Source organism: Rugamonas sp. DEMB1 (assembly GCF_029834475.1).
Taxonomy (GTDB): Bacteria; Pseudomonadota; Gammaproteobacteria; order Burkholderiales; family Burkholderiaceae_D; genus Rugamonas; species Rugamonas rubra.
Map to the genome: position 1 here is coordinate 4,038,425 of NZ_CP122407.1, position 16,056 is coordinate 4,054,480.

Annotated in this window: 13 protein-coding genes and 1 pseudogene; 12 read left to right on the forward strand and 2 right to left on the reverse strand. The window is 68.0% G+C overall.

Annotated elements, in window-relative coordinates; all coding sequences use genetic code 11:
* Window positions 1-348: 348 nt before the first annotated feature.
* Entirely contained in the window at window positions 349-1,764 is a 1,416-nt protein-coding gene (locus QC826_RS18405; RefSeq protein ID WP_279761882.1) for a DEAD/DEAH box helicase, read from the forward strand.
* 154 nt (window positions 1,765-1,918) lie between these two features.
* Here QC826_RS18405 and QC826_RS18410 read toward each other — a convergent pair whose 3' ends face one another.
* A complete protein-coding gene (locus QC826_RS18410) occupies window positions 1,919-2,815 on the reverse strand; it encodes a LysR family transcriptional regulator (RefSeq protein WP_279761883.1) in 897 nt (298 codons plus the stop codon).
* Between the two features lie 162 nt (window positions 2,816-2,977).
* Between QC826_RS18410 and QC826_RS18415 the strand changes: the two genes are divergently transcribed.
* From QC826_RS18415 to QC826_RS18465, 11 genes and pseudogenes are all read left to right on the forward strand, one after another.
* Window positions 2,978-4,489: an efflux transporter outer membrane subunit gene (locus QC826_RS18415; RefSeq protein ID WP_279761884.1), complete on the forward strand. Its 1,512-nt coding sequence runs from the start codon at window positions 2,978-2,980 to the stop codon at window positions 4,487-4,489.
* A gap of 4 nt (window positions 4,490-4,493) precedes the next feature.
* Complete coding sequence (locus QC826_RS18420) at window positions 4,494-5,738, forward strand: HlyD family efflux transporter periplasmic adaptor subunit (RefSeq protein ID WP_279761885.1); 1,245 nt, start codon at window positions 4,494-4,496, stop codon at window positions 5,736-5,738.
* Window positions 5,738-7,330 carry a DHA2 family efflux MFS transporter permease subunit gene (locus QC826_RS18425; RefSeq protein WP_279761886.1) on the forward strand — a complete coding sequence of 531 codons (1,593 nt, stop codon included), beginning with the start codon at window positions 5,738-5,740 and terminating at the stop codon, window positions 7,328-7,330. Before QC826_RS18420 ends, QC826_RS18425 begins: the two co-directional genes overlap by 1 nt.
* Window positions 7,327-7,584, forward strand: a pseudogene (locus tag QC826_RS31710) (siderophore-interacting protein); the annotation flags it as partial. The gene QC826_RS18425 and the pseudogene QC826_RS31710, both read left to right, overlap by 4 nt.
* A gap of 29 nt (window positions 7,585-7,613) precedes the next feature.
* A complete protein-coding gene (locus tag QC826_RS18435) occupies window positions 7,614-7,733 on the forward strand; it encodes a hypothetical protein (RefSeq protein ID WP_279766531.1) in 120 nt (39 codons plus the stop codon).
* A gap of 282 nt (window positions 7,734-8,015) precedes the next feature.
* On the forward strand, window positions 8,016-8,489 hold the full coding sequence (locus QC826_RS18440) for a MarR family winged helix-turn-helix transcriptional regulator (RefSeq protein WP_279761887.1): 474 nt from the start codon (window positions 8,016-8,018) through the stop codon (window positions 8,487-8,489).
* 10 nt (window positions 8,490-8,499) lie between these two features.
* Window positions 8,500-9,921 carry an MFS transporter gene (locus QC826_RS18445; protein ID WP_279761888.1) on the forward strand — a complete coding sequence of 474 codons (1,422 nt, stop codon included), beginning with the start codon at window positions 8,500-8,502 and terminating at the stop codon, window positions 9,919-9,921.
* Window positions 9,918-10,274, forward strand: a complete 357-nt coding sequence (locus tag QC826_RS18450) for a GIY-YIG nuclease family protein (RefSeq protein WP_279761889.1) — start codon at window positions 9,918-9,920, stop codon at window positions 10,272-10,274. Before QC826_RS18445 ends, QC826_RS18450 begins: the two co-directional genes overlap by 4 nt.
* Before the next feature lie 39 nt (window positions 10,275-10,313).
* A complete protein-coding gene (locus QC826_RS18455; protein WP_279761890.1) occupies window positions 10,314-11,276 on the forward strand; it encodes a LysR family transcriptional regulator in 963 nt (320 codons plus the stop codon).
* Between the two features lie 219 nt (window positions 11,277-11,495).
* A complete protein-coding gene (locus tag QC826_RS18460; protein WP_093388532.1) occupies window positions 11,496-12,782 on the forward strand; it encodes a Glu/Leu/Phe/Val family dehydrogenase in 1,287 nt (428 codons plus the stop codon).
* Between the two features lie 94 nt (window positions 12,783-12,876).
* Window positions 12,877-14,109 (forward strand): malic enzyme-like NAD(P)-binding protein, encoded by a 1,233-nt coding sequence (locus QC826_RS18465; protein ID WP_313872669.1) that lies wholly within the window; start codon window positions 12,877-12,879, stop codon window positions 14,107-14,109.
* A 122-nt stretch (window positions 14,110-14,231) separates the two neighbouring features.
* Here QC826_RS18465 and QC826_RS18470 read toward each other — a convergent pair whose 3' ends face one another.
* Window positions 14,232-16,052, reverse strand: coding sequence for a DUF885 domain-containing protein (locus QC826_RS18470; protein WP_279761891.1), 1,821 nt, complete (start codon window positions 16,050-16,052; stop codon window positions 14,232-14,234).
* Window positions 16,053-16,056 lie beyond the last annotated feature (4 nt).

A 16,056-nucleotide genomic window follows, 5' to 3' on the forward strand; every position in this document is an offset into this window, starting at 1 on the left:
CACGGGGTCGCAAACTTACAAATAGATACAACTTGCTGTTTCATAGGTGGCGCTCATATGCGCAAACTCATTAATACGTGCAGAAACAGTAGAAATACGGTATAGTGTCGCTTGTGCGCTGCAACACTGCAGACGCCTATAATAATTAGCAGCTTCGCAAGCCCTAGCGCATCCCTCGGATGACGCTTCTAAAGCCCTCCCGCCTTGTGTGTCGCACCTGACACCGTCCCGGCGCAAAGCTTTTGTGCCGAAATTTCTTTCGATTTTGATTGAGTCATTTCGTTTTGGTTGGCGTTGCTATTTCGCGTTCTGCTTTTGCATGAACGCTGATTTTTACGAAAGAAAAGAATGACATTTGAATCATTAGGCCTCAACACGTCCCTTATCAAAGCACTGACCGACGCCGGCTACACCGCGCCCACCCCGGTCCAGATGCAAGCGATTCCTGCCGCCATCGAAGGCAAGGACTTGTTGGTGTCCTCGCAAACCGGTTCCGGCAAGACCGCAGCGTTCATGCTGCCGTCGCTGCACCGCTTGTCGCTGGAAGGCGAACAGAGCGCCGCCGGCAAGACCGCGAACCAGGAAATGCAAGCCGCCCGTGCGCGCGGCGAGCGTCCACGTTTCAAAGCTGCGCAGCCAAAAATGCTGGTGTTGACCCCGACCCGCGAACTGGCCCTGCAAGTAACCTCGAACACCGACAAGTACGCCGTCAACCTGCGTCGCCTGAAGGCCGTCTCGATCCTGGGCGGCATGCCTTACCCTAAACAGATGCAACTGCTGGCCAAGAATCCTGAGATTCTGGTGGCGACCCCCGGCCGTCTGATCGACCACATGGAATCGGGCAAGATCGACTTCTCGCAACTGGAAATCCTGGTGCTCGACGAAGCCGACCGCATGCTCGACATGGGCTTCATCGACGACATCGAAAAGATCGTCGAAGCGACCCCGTCGACCCGTCAAACCATGCTGTTCTCGGCGACGCTCGACGGCGTGGTCGGCAACATGGCCCGCCGCATCACCAAGAACCCGCAAGTGATCCAAGTGGTCAGCGCCGCCAACAAGCACGAGAACATCTCGCAGCGCGTCCACTTCGTCGACGACCTGTCGCACAAGAACCGCCTGCTGGACCACCTGCTGCGCGACGAAACGCTGGACCAGGCCGTGGTCTTCACCGCCACCAAGCGTGACGCCGACACCATCGCCGACCGTCTGAACATCGCCGGTTTCTCGGCCGCCGCGCTGCACGGCGACATGCACCAGGGCGCGCGTAACCGCACCCTGGACGGCATGCGCCGCGGCCAGGTGAAGGTACTGGTTGCCACCGACGTTGCCGCCCGCGGTATCGACGTTCCAACCATCACCCACGTGTTCAACTACGACCTGCCGAAGTTCCCGGAAGACTACGTCCACCGCATCGGCCGTACCGGCCGCGCTGGCCGCAACGGTCTGGCGATCTCGCTGGTGAACCACGCCGAAGGCATGAACGTCAAACGCATCGAGCGCTTCACCAAGCAGCTGATCCCGGTCAACGTCGTCGAGGGCTTCGAGCCTAAGAAGACCGCGTCGGCAACCCGCTCGCCTTCGCGTCCAGGCGGCTGGAAACCAGGCGACAACCGCAGCCCAGCGGCCAAGCCAGGCCAGCGCACCTTCAGCAAGCCAGGCGCACCGCGCAAAGACGGCGGCAGCACCGGCGGCTACAAGGGCAGCAGCGCCCGCACCACCGACGGCGCCCGCCGCACCAGCAGCAGCTACGGCGATCGTTAATCGTCACCGCTAGCGGCACACAATAAAAACGGCCACCAGAGCGATCTGGTGGCCGTTTTTTTGCCACCCCGAGACGGCCCACCACGGTCGGGGTCTGACCCCGTACGGGGTCAGACCCCGAGCTTGCGGGGTTCGGCGCTCCCTCTAAGCATCCTCAATACGCTAGTTCGCAGGACTGTTTGAGCAGCGCGCGCAAGGCGCGGTGGCCGGGGTCGGCGTTGCAGCGCGGGTGCCAGGCCTGCGAGATGGTCACCAGCGGCGTCTCCAGCGGCAGCTCGCGCGTGCGCATGCCGTGGCGCGCGGTCTGCGTCAGGCGCTCGGCCACGGTGGCCACCAGATCGGTCTCGCGGGCGATGGCGAGCGCCTCCGCGAAGGTGGGCGCCACCGCCGCCACGCGCCGGCTCAGGCCCCGCTCGGCCAGCGCCTCGTCGAGCGGTCCGCTGGTGCGGCCACGGCGCGACACGGTGACGTGGCCGCAGTCGGCGAACAGTTGCGGCGTCAGCTCGGGCGCCTGCTCCAGCACGTGGCCGAGGCGGAAGGCCGCCACGAAGCGGTCCTTGAACAAGGTCTGCCGCACGATCTCCGGGCCGATGTCGTTGATGACGCCGATGTCCAGATCGACCAGGCCGGCGCGCAGCGCCTCCACGTCCTGCAGGCCCTGCGAGCGGAAGCGGATCTGCACGCGCGGCGCCACCTTCGTCAAGGCGCGCAACAGCACCGGGCCGAAGCTGCTGACAAAGCCGTCGTCGGCGCGGATGGTGAAGCTGCGCTCCAAGGTCTGGAAATCGAACTCGCCGCCGTGCTGCAGCAAGGCTTGCGCCTGTGCCACCAGCGTGCGGGTGCCGTCGCGCAGCTGTTCGGCGCGCGCGGTCGGCACCATCACCCGGCCGGCGCGCACGAAGATGGGGTCGCCCACCACCAGGCGGATGCGCGCCAGCGTGCGGCTCATGGTCGGCACGCTCTGGTTCATGCGCTCGGCGGCGCCGGTCACGCTGCCCTCTGTGAGCAGCGCGTCGAGCGCGATCAACAGGTTCAAATCCAGTGCTTGCATGGTCGGGATGGGGTCCTTTGAAGATGCCTAAAAGTTAAATTTTGGCCAACCTTACCACGAAACTCAGTTTCACTAGATGAAAGTCATTGTTACCACGACGATCATTTTCAAACATCCCCCGGCCACCTAAGCTGGCGACTTCCATCTTGATAAGGAAGCGCCATGTTGCAACCCAGACGATCCCGTCTCCCCGCCGGCCTGCTGGCCGGCTGCTGCCTGTTGGCGGTGGCCGGCTGCCAGACCGGCCAGGACATCCACCCGCAGGCCACGCTGCCGCGGTTGGACGCCATCCAGCCCGGCCAAAGCATCGCCGGCCAGGCCAGCACCTCAGCCGCCGGCGCCGCCCTGCCCGCCCTCGCCGCCGGCGACTGGTGGCGCCGCTACGGCGACCCGCAGCTGGAGCGCCTGCTCGGCGCGCTGACCGAACAGGCGCCCGACATCGCCCTGGCCGAGGCGCGCATCCGCCGCTCCCAGGCGGCCGTCGACACCATCGGCGCCGCCGACGCGGTGCAGTTCGGCGCCAGCGCCGGCGCCGCGCTGGAGCACTTCCCCGACCATTACAGCTACTCGTCGCAATACGCCGGCAAGAGCGGCAGCGAAGGCCTGCTGCTGGCCGACGCGCGCTACCGCTTCGACTTCTGGGGCAAGCGCCAGGCCGCCAAGGCCTCGGCGCAGGCGCGCCAGCAAGCGGCGCTGGCGCAGGCCGCCGACGCCGGCCTGCTGCTGCAAACCGCCATCGTCGAGGCCTATCTACAACTCGACCGCGCGCACAAGCTGCACGCCCTGGCCGAGGCGGCCTTGAACCAGCGCCAGCAAACCATCACCCTGCTGGCCACTCGCGTGCGCGCCGGCCTGGCCACCGAACTGGACATGGTGGCGGCGCGCGACGCGCTGGCGCAAACCCGCAGCGAGCTGTCCAACATCGACGCCGAGCTGCCGCACCGACGCCACCAGATCGCCGCCCTGCTCGGCCAAGGCCCGGCCTTCGGCGACACGCTCACCGCGCCGGCCCTGCTGCAGTTGGCCGATCCGCTGCCGCCGTCCACCCTGCCCGCCTCGCTGCTGGCCCGGCGCCAGGACGTGCAGGCCCAGCGCGCCATGGTCGAGGCGGCGCAGCAGGACATCGCCGTGGCGCGCGCCGCCTTCTATCCCGACATCGACATCGCCGCCTTCGCCGGCCTGCGCGCCTTCGACCTGGGCCAGCTGATGCGGCCCGGCAGCGTGGCCGCCGGCGTCGGCCCGGCACTCAGCCTGCCGCTGTTCGACGGCGGCGCCCGGCGCGGCCAGCTCAAGCAGCGCAGCGCCGACTACGACAACGCCGTCGCCGCCTACCACCACACCGTGATGACGGCGCTGCAGCAGGTGGCCGACGGCGTCGTCGCCCTGCGCGGCGCGCGCCAGCGCGACGAGCTGGCGCGGCAAACCATGCGGGACTGGCGCCAGGCCGCCACCCTGCAGCAGCAGCGCGCGCACAGCGGCATGGCCGGCGCGCTCGACATCAACACCGCCCAACTGGCGCTGCTGGGCAGCCAGCGCCGCGCGTTGGAGGCGGCGACACGCACCGGCCTGGCCCAGCTCGGCCTGATCCGCGCGCTCGGCGGCGCCTGGCGGTCCGCCGCCGCCGGCATTGCCACCGCCACCTCCGTCCAGACCATCCCAACATCACAACGCTAACGCCATGAACAACACCGAAAACAATCCAAGCACCGCCACCAACCAGCGCCGCCACATCGCCACCGGCCTTGGCGCCACCGCCTGTGTCGCCGCCCTCGCCGCCGGCGCCTGGTGGATCTTCGCCGACGACCGGCAACGCAGCACCGACGACGCCTACGTCGGCGGCCAGGTGGTGCAGCTGACCGCGCAGGTGCCCGGCATGGTCAGCCGCGTCCTGGCCGACAACAGCGACCGCGTCGACGCCGGCGCGCCGCTGGTGGAGATCGACCCGGCCGACGCCCGCATCGAGCTGGCGGCGGCCGAGGCCCAGCTGGCGCAGGCGCTGCGCAGCGTGCGCGGCTTCAACGCCGGCGAGGCCCGCTACCGCGCCGACATCGAAGCCCGCCAGGCCGAGCTGGACCGCGCCCAGGCCGACCTCGCCAGCCGCAAGAGCATCGCCGCCTCCGGCGCCGTCACCGCCGAGGAGGTGCGCCACGCCGCCGACACCGTGCGCGGCGCCACGGCCGCGCTGCAAGCGGCCCAGCAAATGGCGGCGCAGGCGCAAACCCAGATCAGCGGCGCCAGCGTCAGCGCCCACCCGGCCGTCGACGCGGCGGCGCAACGCGTGCGCGCGGCGCAACTGGCCCTGCTGCGCGGCAGCGTGCAGGCGCCGGTGGCTGGCATGGTGGCGCAACGCAGCGTGCAACTGGGCCGCCGCGTGCAGCCGGGCGAACGGCTGATGTCCATCGTCCCGCTCGACCGCCTGTGGGTCGACGCCAATTTCAAGGAGGTGCAGCTGAAGGGCGTCTGTCCGCAGCAGCCGGCCACCGTCACCGCCGACGTCTACGGCAAATCGGTGGTCTACCACGGCCACGTCGAGGACATCGAGGCCGGCACCGGCGCCGCCTTCGCCCTGCTGCCGGCGCAGAACGCCAGCGGCAACTGGATCAAGGTGGTGCAGCGGGTGCCGGTGCGCATCCGCCTGGAGCGCGCCGAGCTGCTCAGCCATCCACTGCGCATCGGCATGTCGACCCGGGTCAGCATCGACACCAGCAGCTGCCCCGCCGCCGCCACGCGCGCCGCCCGGGTGGACGACGCCAGCGCGCTGTACGCGGCGCAAAGCGCGGCGGCCGACGCCCACGTGCGCCAACTGATCGATGGCAGCATCGGCGCTGGCCGCAGCGGCGTCGGCAGCAACGCCAACGACAGCGGCGCCGACGGCGACGCCAGCGCCGGCAAGCGCGCCGCGCGGCTCAGCGGAGCGCAGTGATGGGTGCCGCAAGCACCACGGCAGCCGCCGACGCGCCCGCCAAACAAGCCCTGGTGCCGCTCGAAGGCGGCACCCGCACGCTGGCCACGCTGTCGCTCGGCCTGGCCTCGTTCATGGCGGTGGTCGACATCACCATCGCCAACGTCTCCGTGCCGACCATCTCCGGCAACCTGGGCATCAGCTCGGACGAGGGCGAATGGATCATCACCTCCTTCGCCATCGCCAACGCGATCTGCATCCCGCTCACCGGTTGGCTGTCGCGCCGCTTCGGCCAGGTGCGCCTGTTCCTCGCCGCGATCACCGCCTTCACCATCGCCTCGGTGCTGTGCGGGCTGGCCGGCTCGTTCGAATCGCTGCTCGCCTGCCGCATCCTGCAAGGCGCCGTGGCCGGCCCCATCGTGCCGCTCAGCCAGGCGCTGCTGGTCGCCGTCTTCCCCAAGGAGAAGCAGGCCCTGGCCGTCGCCATGTGGGCCATGACCAACATGGCCGGGCCGGTCGCCGGCCCGCTGCTGGGCGGCTGGCTCACCGACACCTTCACCTGGCCGTGGATCTTCCTGGTCAACGCGCCGGTCGGCCTGTTCGTCGTGCTGTCCACCGCCACGCTGCTGCGCGGGCGCGACACGCCCACCCTCAAGCTGCCCATCGACCTGCCCGGCCTGACCCTGCTCGCGCTGGCCATCGGCAGCCTGCAACTGACGCTGGACCGTGGCCGCACGCTGGACTGGTTCGCCTCCGACTTCATCTGCGCCTCGGCGGCGGCGGCGCTGCTCGGCTTCATCGCGCTGGTGGCCTGGGAGCTGCGCACGCCCCACCCCATCATCGACCTGCGCCTGTTCAAGCAGCGCAATTTCGCCGTCGGCACGGCCGCCGTCGCACTGGGCTTCGGCTTCTACTTCGCCGCGCTGGTGCTCACGCCCTTGTGGCTGCAAACCGACATGGGCTACAGCTCCACCTGGGCCGGCCTGGTCACCTCGCCGATGGGCCTGTTCGGCATCGCGCTGGCGCCCTTCCTCGGCCAGTGGGTGCGCAAGACCGACGCGCGCCGCTTCGCCAGCGTCGCCTTCCTCGCCTGGATCGCCGTGGCGCTGTGGCGCTCGACCATGACCACCGCCGTCGACGCCGGCACGGTCGCCTTGATCTGCCTGGCGCAGGGCATCGGCATCGGCTTCTTCCTGACGCCGCTGGTCAGCCTGTCGCTGGCCGGCCTCGCGCCGGAGAAGATCGCCGCCGCCTCCGGCCTGCAAACGGCGATCCGCATGATGTCCGGCAGCCTGGTGGCGTCGATGGCCGGCACCTTCTGGGAGCACCGCGCGCGCTTCCACCAAAGCCACCTGGCCGACACGCTCACCGGCTGGGGCCAGCAAAGCGCCGCCGTGGTCGGCAAGCTGACAGCGGCCGGCTTCTCGCCCGAGCAGGCCTGGGCCGTGATCTCGCGCCAGCGCGACATCCAGGCCCGCATGCTGTCGCTGAACGACTTCTTCGCCTTGTCCGCCTTCGCCTTCGCCGTCGCCCTAGCCATCGTCTGGTTCGCCCGCGCGCCGGCCAAGGCGCCCGCCGCCACAGTCCCCACCGCCACCGGAGCCAAACCATGAACAGCACCAAACCTCCCCGCACCACCTACCTGGCCGAGGTGGTGCAGATCCGCGACCTCAGTCCCGGCATGCGCCGCATCTCCGTCGCCGGCCACAGTCTGCGCGCCCTGCGCATCGACCTGCCGGGCCAGTGGATGAAGGTGTTCTTCCCGGCGCCGGACGGCGTGCGCCCGCCGGGCCGCGCCTATACCGTGCGCGCCTTCGACCAGGCCGCCGGCTACCTCGACCTCGACTTCGTGATGCACGGCGACGAGGGAGCGGCCGGCTGGCCGGCGAGTCGGCGATGGTGCGCGCCGTGCGCCAGCACCTGCTGCAGGAACGCGGCCTGCCACCCGCCGCCCTCACCAACGCCGGCTACTGGAAGGTCGGCAGCGCCGACCACCGCGAGCGCGACGAGCAGTGAGGCGGCTCGACCCAGCGGCATACTCGACCGCTTAGCCAAGCACTACCCCGCAATGCGGCTGCAAGGGGTCTGACCCCGGCGGGGTCAGACCCCAGCGTCCGGGGTGCGGGTTCAACACTCTGTTGGCAAGGGCACCCTCCGCGCCGGCTCATCCCCCCCGCCACCGCACAAGGACAAAAATCGCTTGCGCGGTTTTTTAATTGCGATATACTTGATTACTCAAGCATTACTCAAATAACACTCAAGTAATGCAGCTGCCACACCGACACAAGGAAACCCGCCATGAGCGAGCACAATAGCAACAACGACACCCCCGCCATCGGCGCCGCCCTCGACTTCACGCTGCGCCTGGCGCGCGCCCAGGCCGTCATGCTGCGCCGCCTCGACGCCACGCTGGGCGGCCACCACGGCATCAGCTTCAGCGACTTCATGCTGCTGCTCTACCTGAACCGCGCGCCCGGCGGCCGGCTGCGCCGCGTCGACCTGGCCGAGCGCCAGGGCCTGACCGCCTCCGGCGTCACGCGCACCCTGCTGCCGCTGGAAAAAATCGGCCTGATCAGCCGCGAGGCCGACCCGCGCGACGCCCGCGTCGGCTTCGCCGCCATCACGCCGACCGGGCAGGCCATGCTCAACAACGCCCTGCTGACAGCGCAGCAGACCTGCGCCGAACTGCTGCGCAACTGCCCGGCCGACCAGTTGGACACGCTCGGCGCCGCGCTCGGCCAAGTGGCCGGCGTCCATTTCTCCAGCACCTGACGGAGCCGCCATGTCCGACAGCACAACCCAGCGCGCCGCCCTGACGCGCGACCCCAACTTCCGTTGGCTGATGCGCGGCAGCGTGGTCTCGCTGATCGGCGACCAACTGACCCTGATCGCCCTGCCCTGGCTGGTACTTAAACTCACCGGCGACCCGCTGGCGCTCGGCCTGGTGGTGGCGATGATGAGCGTGCCGCGCGCGATCTTCATCCTCATCGGCGGCGCCCTGGTGGACCGCCACTCGCCCAAGCGCGTGCTCATGCTGAGCAAGTACGCCAACGCCCTGCTGCTCGCCTTGCTCACCGCGCTGGTGCTGAACCCGCACACGCCGCACACCGTCGCGCTGAGCGACACGCTGTCGTTCACGCTGCTGGTCGGCCCGCAGATGACGCTGTCCATCCTCTACGCGCTGGCCCTGTTGATCGGCCTGGCGCAGGCCTTCAGCATCCCCGCCGGCACCTCGATCCTGCCGCGCACCATCGCGCCCGAACACTTGGACATGGCCAACGGCATCATGATGGGCCTGCGCCAGATCTCCATGCTGGCCGGGCCGCTGCTGGCCGCCGCCCTAATCGCACTAGGTGGCGACGGCGGCGCAAGCGCCAGCGTCACAGCGGGCGCGCTCGACGCGGCCGCTGCGGGTGCCGGCGCGGGTGCGGCCAATGGCGGCGCCGGCTTGGTCGCCAACGCCCACGGCATCGCGCTGGCCTTCGCCATCGACTGCCTCAGCTTCCTGCTGTCCGCCTGGACCCTGTCGCAGGTGCGCATGCCGCCAGCCGCGTCGGCGGCGCGGCAAGCGCCGGTGCTGAGCGCCGTCGGCGCCGGCCTGGCGATGGTCTGGCACGACCGCGCGCTGCGCACCTGCTTCGCTTACTGGGGCGTGGTGGCGCTGTTCATCGGTGGCTCGCTGCAAGTGGCGCTGCCAGTGCTGGCCGATCAAAAACTGCAAGGCGCCAGCGCCTTCGGCCTGCTGATGGCCGCCAACGGCAGCGGCATGTTGATCGGCATGGCCGTCGCGGCGGTGGGTGGCGCGCGCCTGCGCCTGGCCAGCTTCGGCGCCACCATCCTGCTGGTCGACGCGCTGGCCGGCGCCCTGCTGATGCCGCTCGGCGCCATCGACGCCACCTGGCAAGGGGCCTTGCTGTTGCTGCTGGTCGGCGTGCTGTCCGGCTTCATGCAGATCGCCGTGTTCAGCTGGATCCAGCGCCGCGTGCCGCGCGACATGATGGGGCGCGCCATGAGCATCTTCATGTTCATCTTCATGGGGCTGGCGCCCTTGTCGGCGGCGGCCACCGGCTGGCTGCTGCAATCGATCACCTTGAGCCAACTGTTCGCCGGCGGCGGCGGCCTGTTGCTGCTGTTCGCGCTGACGGCGGCGGTGGCCACGCCGATGCGCCGCATCGCTTACACTAACAACCCGGAGCAAACATGAAGCAAGCCAATGCGCGCAAGGCGGAACTGAAAGCCGCCTACAAACTCAGCCCGCCGGCGGCCGGCGTCGTGGTCATCCGCCACATCGCCAGCGGCAGGGCCTTGATCGAGGCCAGCCGCAACCCGGAAGGCCTGTTGAACCGCCACCGCTTCCAACTCGGCTTTGGCCAGCACCGCTACGCCGCGCTGCAAGCCGACTGGCGGCGCGACGGCGCGGCGGCCTTCGACTGCGCCGTGGTCGAGACGCTGGCGCCCTCGTCCGACCCCGCCGTCGACGCCGACGCGGAGCTGGCGGTGCTGCTGGCGCGCCACCTGCAAGGCTGCGCGCGCGGCGCGGCCAACTCCTACCTGTAAAATCACGGATCGGTACACACACTCGGGACACTGCAAGCGATGGAAACGAAATGGCTGGAAGACTTCATCTCGCTGGTCGAGACCAACAACTTTAGCCGCTCGGCGGCGCTGCGCCACGTGACGCAGCCGGCCTTTTCGCGCCGCATCCAGTCGCTGGAGAACTGGCTCGGCACCGACCTGATCGACCGCACCTCCTACCCTACCCGGCTGACCCCGGCCGGCGTGGTGTTCTACGAGCAGGCCTTGGAGATGCTGGCGCAGATCAACGGCGCGCGCGACATGCTGCGCTCCAAGCGCGCGGCGGCGCAGACCAGCATCGACCTGGCCGTGCCGCACACGCTGTCGCTGACCTTCGTGCCGAAATGGCTGACCGCGCTGGAGCGCGACTTCGCCCCGATCAGCAGCCGCCTGATGGCGCTCAACGTGCACGACGCCGTGCTGCAACTGGTCGAAGGCGGCTGCGACCTGCTGCTGTGCTACCACCATCCGCGCCAGCCGGTGCAGCTCGACCCGGGCCGCTACGACATGCTGGTGATGGGCCGCGAATCGCTGCGCGCCTACGCCCGCTGCGACAAGAACAAGGTGCCCGAGTTCACCCTGCCGGGCAGCGCCAAGGGCCCGCTGCCGTTTTTGTCGTACACGAATAACGCCTATCTGGGCCGCATGGTCGACCTGATTTTGTCCGACACCAAAACGCAGTTGCACCTCGACCCGCAGTACGAAACCGACATGGCCGAGGGCCTGAAGATGATGGCGCTGGAAGGTCGCGGCATCGCCTTCCTGCCCGAGTCGGCGGTGACCCGCGAGCTGAAACAAAAGCAGCTGGCGCGCGCCGACGGCGGCGTGCCGGACTGGGAAATCGAGATGGAGATCCGCCTCTACCGCGAGCGCCCGTCGGCGCAACGACGCGGCAAGGCCATCGTCGAGCGGCTGTGGGAGTACCTCGAACACGCGCAGAAAAGCGCCAACCGCAAGCGCCGCGTCGCCGTCTCCGAACGCTGAATTCCAACCCCAACCCGCTGCGCCACCGCCGGGGTCTGACCCCGTACGGGGTCAGACCCCTTGCCTTTCCGGGTTGGGCCGGCGTCCTAAACTATGCAAAAAATGCATAGCCAAATGCGCATACAGCATTGGCCGGCCCAGCCCGCCTCGTCCTATGATTCGTGCCACTTGAACGCCTTCACCAGTGGCGACAATCACGAATTCATAGGAGCTTTCAGCATGACCACCCAACACGCACTGCCTTCCTACCTCAATCCCGATGATCTCGGCCCTTGGGGCGTTTACCTCGAACAGATCGAACGCGTCACGCCCCACCTGGGCAGCCTGTCGCGTTGGGTCGAAACCCTCAAGCGCCCGAAGCGCATCCTGACCGTTGACGTGCCCATCGAGCGCGACGACGGCTCGATCGCCCACTACGAAGGCTACCGCGTGCAGCACAATATGTCGCGCGGTCCCGGCAAAGGCGGCGTGCGCTTCCACCAGGACGTCACCCTGTCCGAAGTGATGGCCCTGTCGGCCTGGATGACGGTCAAGAACGCGGCGGTCAACGTGCCATACGGCGGCGCCAAGGGCGGCATCCGTGTCGATCCAAAGACCCTGTCGCGCAACGAGCTGCAGCGCCTGACCCGTCGCTACACCAGCGAAATCAGCCTGATCATCGGCCCTAACAAGGACATCCCGGCGCCCGACGTCAACACCAACGAACAGGTGATGGCTTGGATGATGGACTCCTACGCCATGATCGAAGGTAACCTGTCGACCGGTGTCGTGACCGGCAAACCGATCTCGCTGGGTGGCTCGCTGGGCCGCCGCGAAGCGACCGGCCGTGGCGTGTTCGTGGTGGGCCGCGAAGCCGCCGCCAAGCGTGGCGTCAGCATCCCCGGCGCCCGTGTCTGCATCCAGGGCTTCGGCAACGTCGGCGGCGTGGCAGCGACCATGTTCGCCGAAGCCGGCTCGAAAGTGATCGCGGTACAGGATCACACCGGCACCGTGGTCAACCAGGGTGGTTTGGACGTGGCCCGTCTGCACCAGCACGTCGCCGAATGCGGCAGCGTCACCGGTTTCCCCGGCGCCGAAGCCTTCCTCGACCGCGACGCCTTCTGGGGCATCGAGTCGGACATCCTGATCCCGGCCGCGCTGGAACAGCAGATCACCGCCGCCAACGCCAACATCATCCGCACCAAGATCATCCTGGAAGGCGCCAACGGCCCGACCACGCCGGAAGCGGACGATATTTTGACCGACAAGGACGTGCTGATCGTGCCGGACGTGCTGGCCAACGCCGGTGGCGTGACCGTCAGCTACTTCGAATGGGTGCAGGACTTCTCCAGCTTCTTCTGGAGCGAGGACGAGATCAACGCCCGTCTGACCCGCATCATGCAAGAGGCCTTCAACGCCGTCTGGAGCGTGGCGCAGGACAAGAAGGTGACGCTGCGTACCGCGACGTTCATCCTGGCCTGCACCCGCGTGCTGCAAGCGCGCGAAGTACGCGGCCTGTATCCATGATCCGACGCTGACATCAGCATCATCGCGCCTGCACCGGCTTTTGCCTGTGCAGGCGTTTTTCGCATTAAACGACAAGAACAAGCTAGGAGAAGCAATGAGCACGATCGAACAGAAGGCCTTGGCCTATCACCGTTCCGGCAGCGCCGGCAAAATCGCCATCGAGGTGACCAAGAGCGTCAGCACCCAGGAAGACCTGGCGCTGGCCTACTCGCCCGGCGTCGCCGCGCCCTGCCTGGAGATCCAGCGCGAGCCGGCCAAGGCCTATGAATACACCGCCAAGGGCAACCTGGTCGGCGTGATCACCAACGGCACCGCCGTCCTCGGCCTGGGCAACATCGGCGCGCTGGCCGGCAAACCGGTCATGGAGGGCAAGGTCGTCCTGTTCAAAAAATTCGCCGGCATCGACTCCTTCGACATCGAGATCGACGAGACCGATCCGGACAAGCTGGTCGAGATCATCGCCGCCCTGCACCCGACCTTCGGCGGCATCAACCTGGAAGACATCAAGGCGCCCGAGTGCTTCTACATCGAGCGCAAACTGCGCGAGCGCCTGTCGATCCCGGTCTTCCATGACGACCAGCACGGCACCGCCATCGTGGTCGGCGCCGGCATGCTGAACGCCATCGAGATGAGCGGCCGCGACATCGCCACCGTCAAGATCGTCTGCTCGGGCGCCGGCGCCGCCGCCATCGCCTGCCTGGAACTGCTGGTCGACCTGGGCGCCCGGCGCGAGAACATCTTCGTCTGCGACAGCCAGGGCGTGCTGACCACCGCGCGCGGCCTGTCCGGCGAAAAGCTGGACTGGGCGCGCGACACCATCGCCACCAAGCTGTCGCAGGTGATCGAGGGCGCCGACGTGTTCCTTGGCGTGTCCGGTCCGGGCGTGCTGTCGCAGATGGACGTGCGGAAGATGGCCAAGACGCCGATCGTCTTCACGCTGGCCAATCCCGAGCCCGAGCTGCGGCCGGAACTGGTGCGCGAAGTGGCACCGGACGCGATCATCGCCACCGGCCGTTCCGACTACCCGAACCAGATCAACAACGCGCTGTGCTTCCCCTACCTGTTCCGCGCCGCGCTGGACTGCGGCGCCAGCACCATCAACCAGGAGATGAAGCGCGCCTGCGTGGTGGCGCTGGCCGGCATGGCGCGCAGCGACGCGCGCTTCGGCAAGGACTACGTGGTGCCGGGCCTGCTCGACCCGCGCCTGCTGAGCGGCGTCACGCCGAAGATCGCCACGGCGGCCTTCCGCAGCGGCGTGGCGCGCAAGGAACTCAACGAGCTGGAATACTCTGCCGACCTGGACGACCTGGCGCAGCAGCTGATCTAACTCAAGCGGCAGGGGACGGCGGACGAACCCACGGCCGCAAAGGCAGGGTCAGACCCTAGGGTCTGACCCTAAGGCCAGGCCGCCGGTTTTTCCAACCGTCCAAGCAACGTGCGCCCGCCTCCCTAGGCCTTCTTACGCGCAACGATCCAATCCTCGATCACCCGTTCCAACACCGTCAACGGCAAGGCGCCGTGCTTGAGCACCTCGTTGTGGAACTGCTTCAGGTCGAAGCGCGCGCCCAGCTCCCGCTTGGCGTGCTCGCGCAGCGCGAGTATCTTCAGCATGCCCACCTTGTAGGCCAGCGCCTGGCCCGGGGCGACGAAGTAGCGCTCCACCTCCGCCGTCACATCCCCCTCCGCCATGCCGGTGTTGTCCATCATGTAGCCGATCGCCTGTTCGCGCGTCCAGTGCTTGTAGTGGATGCCCGAATCGACCACCAACCTGGTGGCGCGCATCATCTCGTCGCGCAGGCGGCCCAGGTTGTCGAGCGGGTTTTTTTGGAAGCCCAGCTCGTAGGCCAGCCGCTCGGCATACAGCGCCCAGCCTTCCTGGTAGGCGGTGAACGGGATCACCTTGCGGAAGAACGGCACGCCGCTCAGCTCCTGGGCGATGGCGATCTGGAAGTGGTGGCCGGGGATGCCCTCGTGGTAGGCCAGCGTGCGCATGGCGAACTTGGGCGTTTCGCCCGGCGCGCGCATGTTGGCGTAGAAGACGCCGGGCCGCGAACCGTCGAAGGCGCCCGGTTCATAGTAGGCGCCCGGCGCGCTCGCCTCGGACGCCGCCGGCACCGGCCGCACCTCCACGCCCAGTTTTGGACGCACGTCGAAGGCGCCGTCCAGGCCCTTGTTGACCTCGTCGAGGATGGCCTGGTAGCCGGCCAGCATGGCCGCCTTGCCCTCGGCCGTGTTGGCGTACTGCTGTTCCGGCCTGCGCGCCAGCGTCTGCACGCGCGTGCCTATTGTCCCCTCGGCCAGCCCCTGCTGGCGCAGGATCGCGTCCATTTCGCCGCCGACCCGCGCCACCTCGGCCAGGCCCAATTCGTGCACCTGCTGCGGCGTCATGTCGGTGGTGGTGTGCATGCGCACGCACCAGGCGTAGTAGGCATCGCCGTTCGGCAGGCTCCAGGCGCCGTTGTTGACGGTAGCCTTGGGTTGCAGCGCAACGAAGTAGGCGATCAACTGGCGGTAGGCCGGGTGGACGCTGTCCTTGATCGCCGCCTCGGCCTGCGCCAGCAGCTGCGCGCGCGCGGCCTCGTCGAGCTGCGCGGCCGGAATCTTGGCCAGCTTCTCCTTCAGGCTCGCATACAGCGGATTGTCCTGCGGCGCCTTGGCGACGAAGCCGTTCATCTGCACCAGCACCTTCTCCACCGTGAAGCGCGGCGGAATGATGCCCTTGGCCTCGCGTTGTTTGAGGCCCTCCAGCAGTTCGCTGAATTTGCGCGGAAACTTGTTCAGGCGGGCGACGTAGTTGTCGGCCTCGCCCTTGCTCTTCACCTGGTGCACCTGCGCCATGAAGTTGGGCAGCGCGCTCTGCATGCCGGCCATCTGGTTGAGCGGGAAGTCGTGCTGGCTGAACGGCTCGCCGTCGGCCTGCAGTTGCAGGAACTGGTGCAAGGTGTCATAGGACAGCTGGCCTTCGCGGTCCAGCGCCTTGCGGTCGTACTGGTCCAGCACGGCCAGCTCGTTCTTGACCAGCGCCGTCATCTTCTTTTCGTGCGCCGGCGAAGCGTCGTCCAGCTTGGCGCTATAGAAGTCCAACCAACCCGGCAGGATGCGCAGCGACGACAGCAGCTCGGGGCTGTCCAGCGCGAACGAGGCGAACACGCGGGTGTAGAACCAGTCCAGCTTGAGCGGCTTGGCGTACACGGTGTGGGCCAGCAGCGCGGCCAGCGCCAGCACCAAGGTCAACACCGCCATCAACATCCACTTGACTACTCTCTTCATCAAT

Bases quoted from the DNA above. Each gene is read 5' to 3' on its own strand.
- QC826_RS18405 (WP_279761882.1), top strand. From the start codon at position 349: ATGACATTTGAATCATTAGGCCTCAACACGTCCCTTATCAAAGCACTG.
- QC826_RS18410 (WP_279761883.1), bottom strand. From the start codon at position 2,815: ATGCAAGCACTGGATTTGAACCTGTTGATCGCGCTCGACGCGCTGCTC.
- QC826_RS18415 (WP_279761884.1), top strand. From the start codon at position 2,978: ATGTTGCAACCCAGACGATCCCGTCTCCCCGCCGGCCTGCTGGCCGGC.
- QC826_RS18420 (WP_279761885.1), top strand. From the start codon at position 4,494: ATGAACAACACCGAAAACAATCCAAGCACCGCCACCAACCAGCGCCGC.
- QC826_RS18425 (WP_279761886.1), top strand. From the start codon at position 5,738: ATGGGTGCCGCAAGCACCACGGCAGCCGCCGACGCGCCCGCCAAACAA.
- QC826_RS18435 (WP_279766531.1), top strand. From the start codon at position 7,614: ATGGTGCGCGCCGTGCGCCAGCACCTGCTGCAGGAACGCGGCCTGCCA.
- QC826_RS18440 (WP_279761887.1), top strand. From the start codon at position 8,016: ATGAGCGAGCACAATAGCAACAACGACACCCCCGCCATCGGCGCCGCC.
- QC826_RS18445 (WP_279761888.1), top strand. From the start codon at position 8,500: ATGTCCGACAGCACAACCCAGCGCGCCGCCCTGACGCGCGACCCCAAC.
- QC826_RS18450 (WP_279761889.1), top strand. From the start codon at position 9,918: ATGAAGCAAGCCAATGCGCGCAAGGCGGAACTGAAAGCCGCCTACAAA.
- QC826_RS18455 (WP_279761890.1), top strand. From the start codon at position 10,314: ATGGAAACGAAATGGCTGGAAGACTTCATCTCGCTGGTCGAGACCAAC.
- QC826_RS18460 (WP_093388532.1), top strand. From the start codon at position 11,496: ATGACCACCCAACACGCACTGCCTTCCTACCTCAATCCCGATGATCTC.
- QC826_RS18465 (WP_313872669.1), top strand. From the start codon at position 12,877: ATGAGCACGATCGAACAGAAGGCCTTGGCCTATCACCGTTCCGGCAGC.
- QC826_RS18470 (WP_279761891.1), bottom strand. From the start codon at position 16,052: ATGAAGAGAGTAGTCAAGTGGATGTTGATGGCGGTGTTGACCTTGGTG.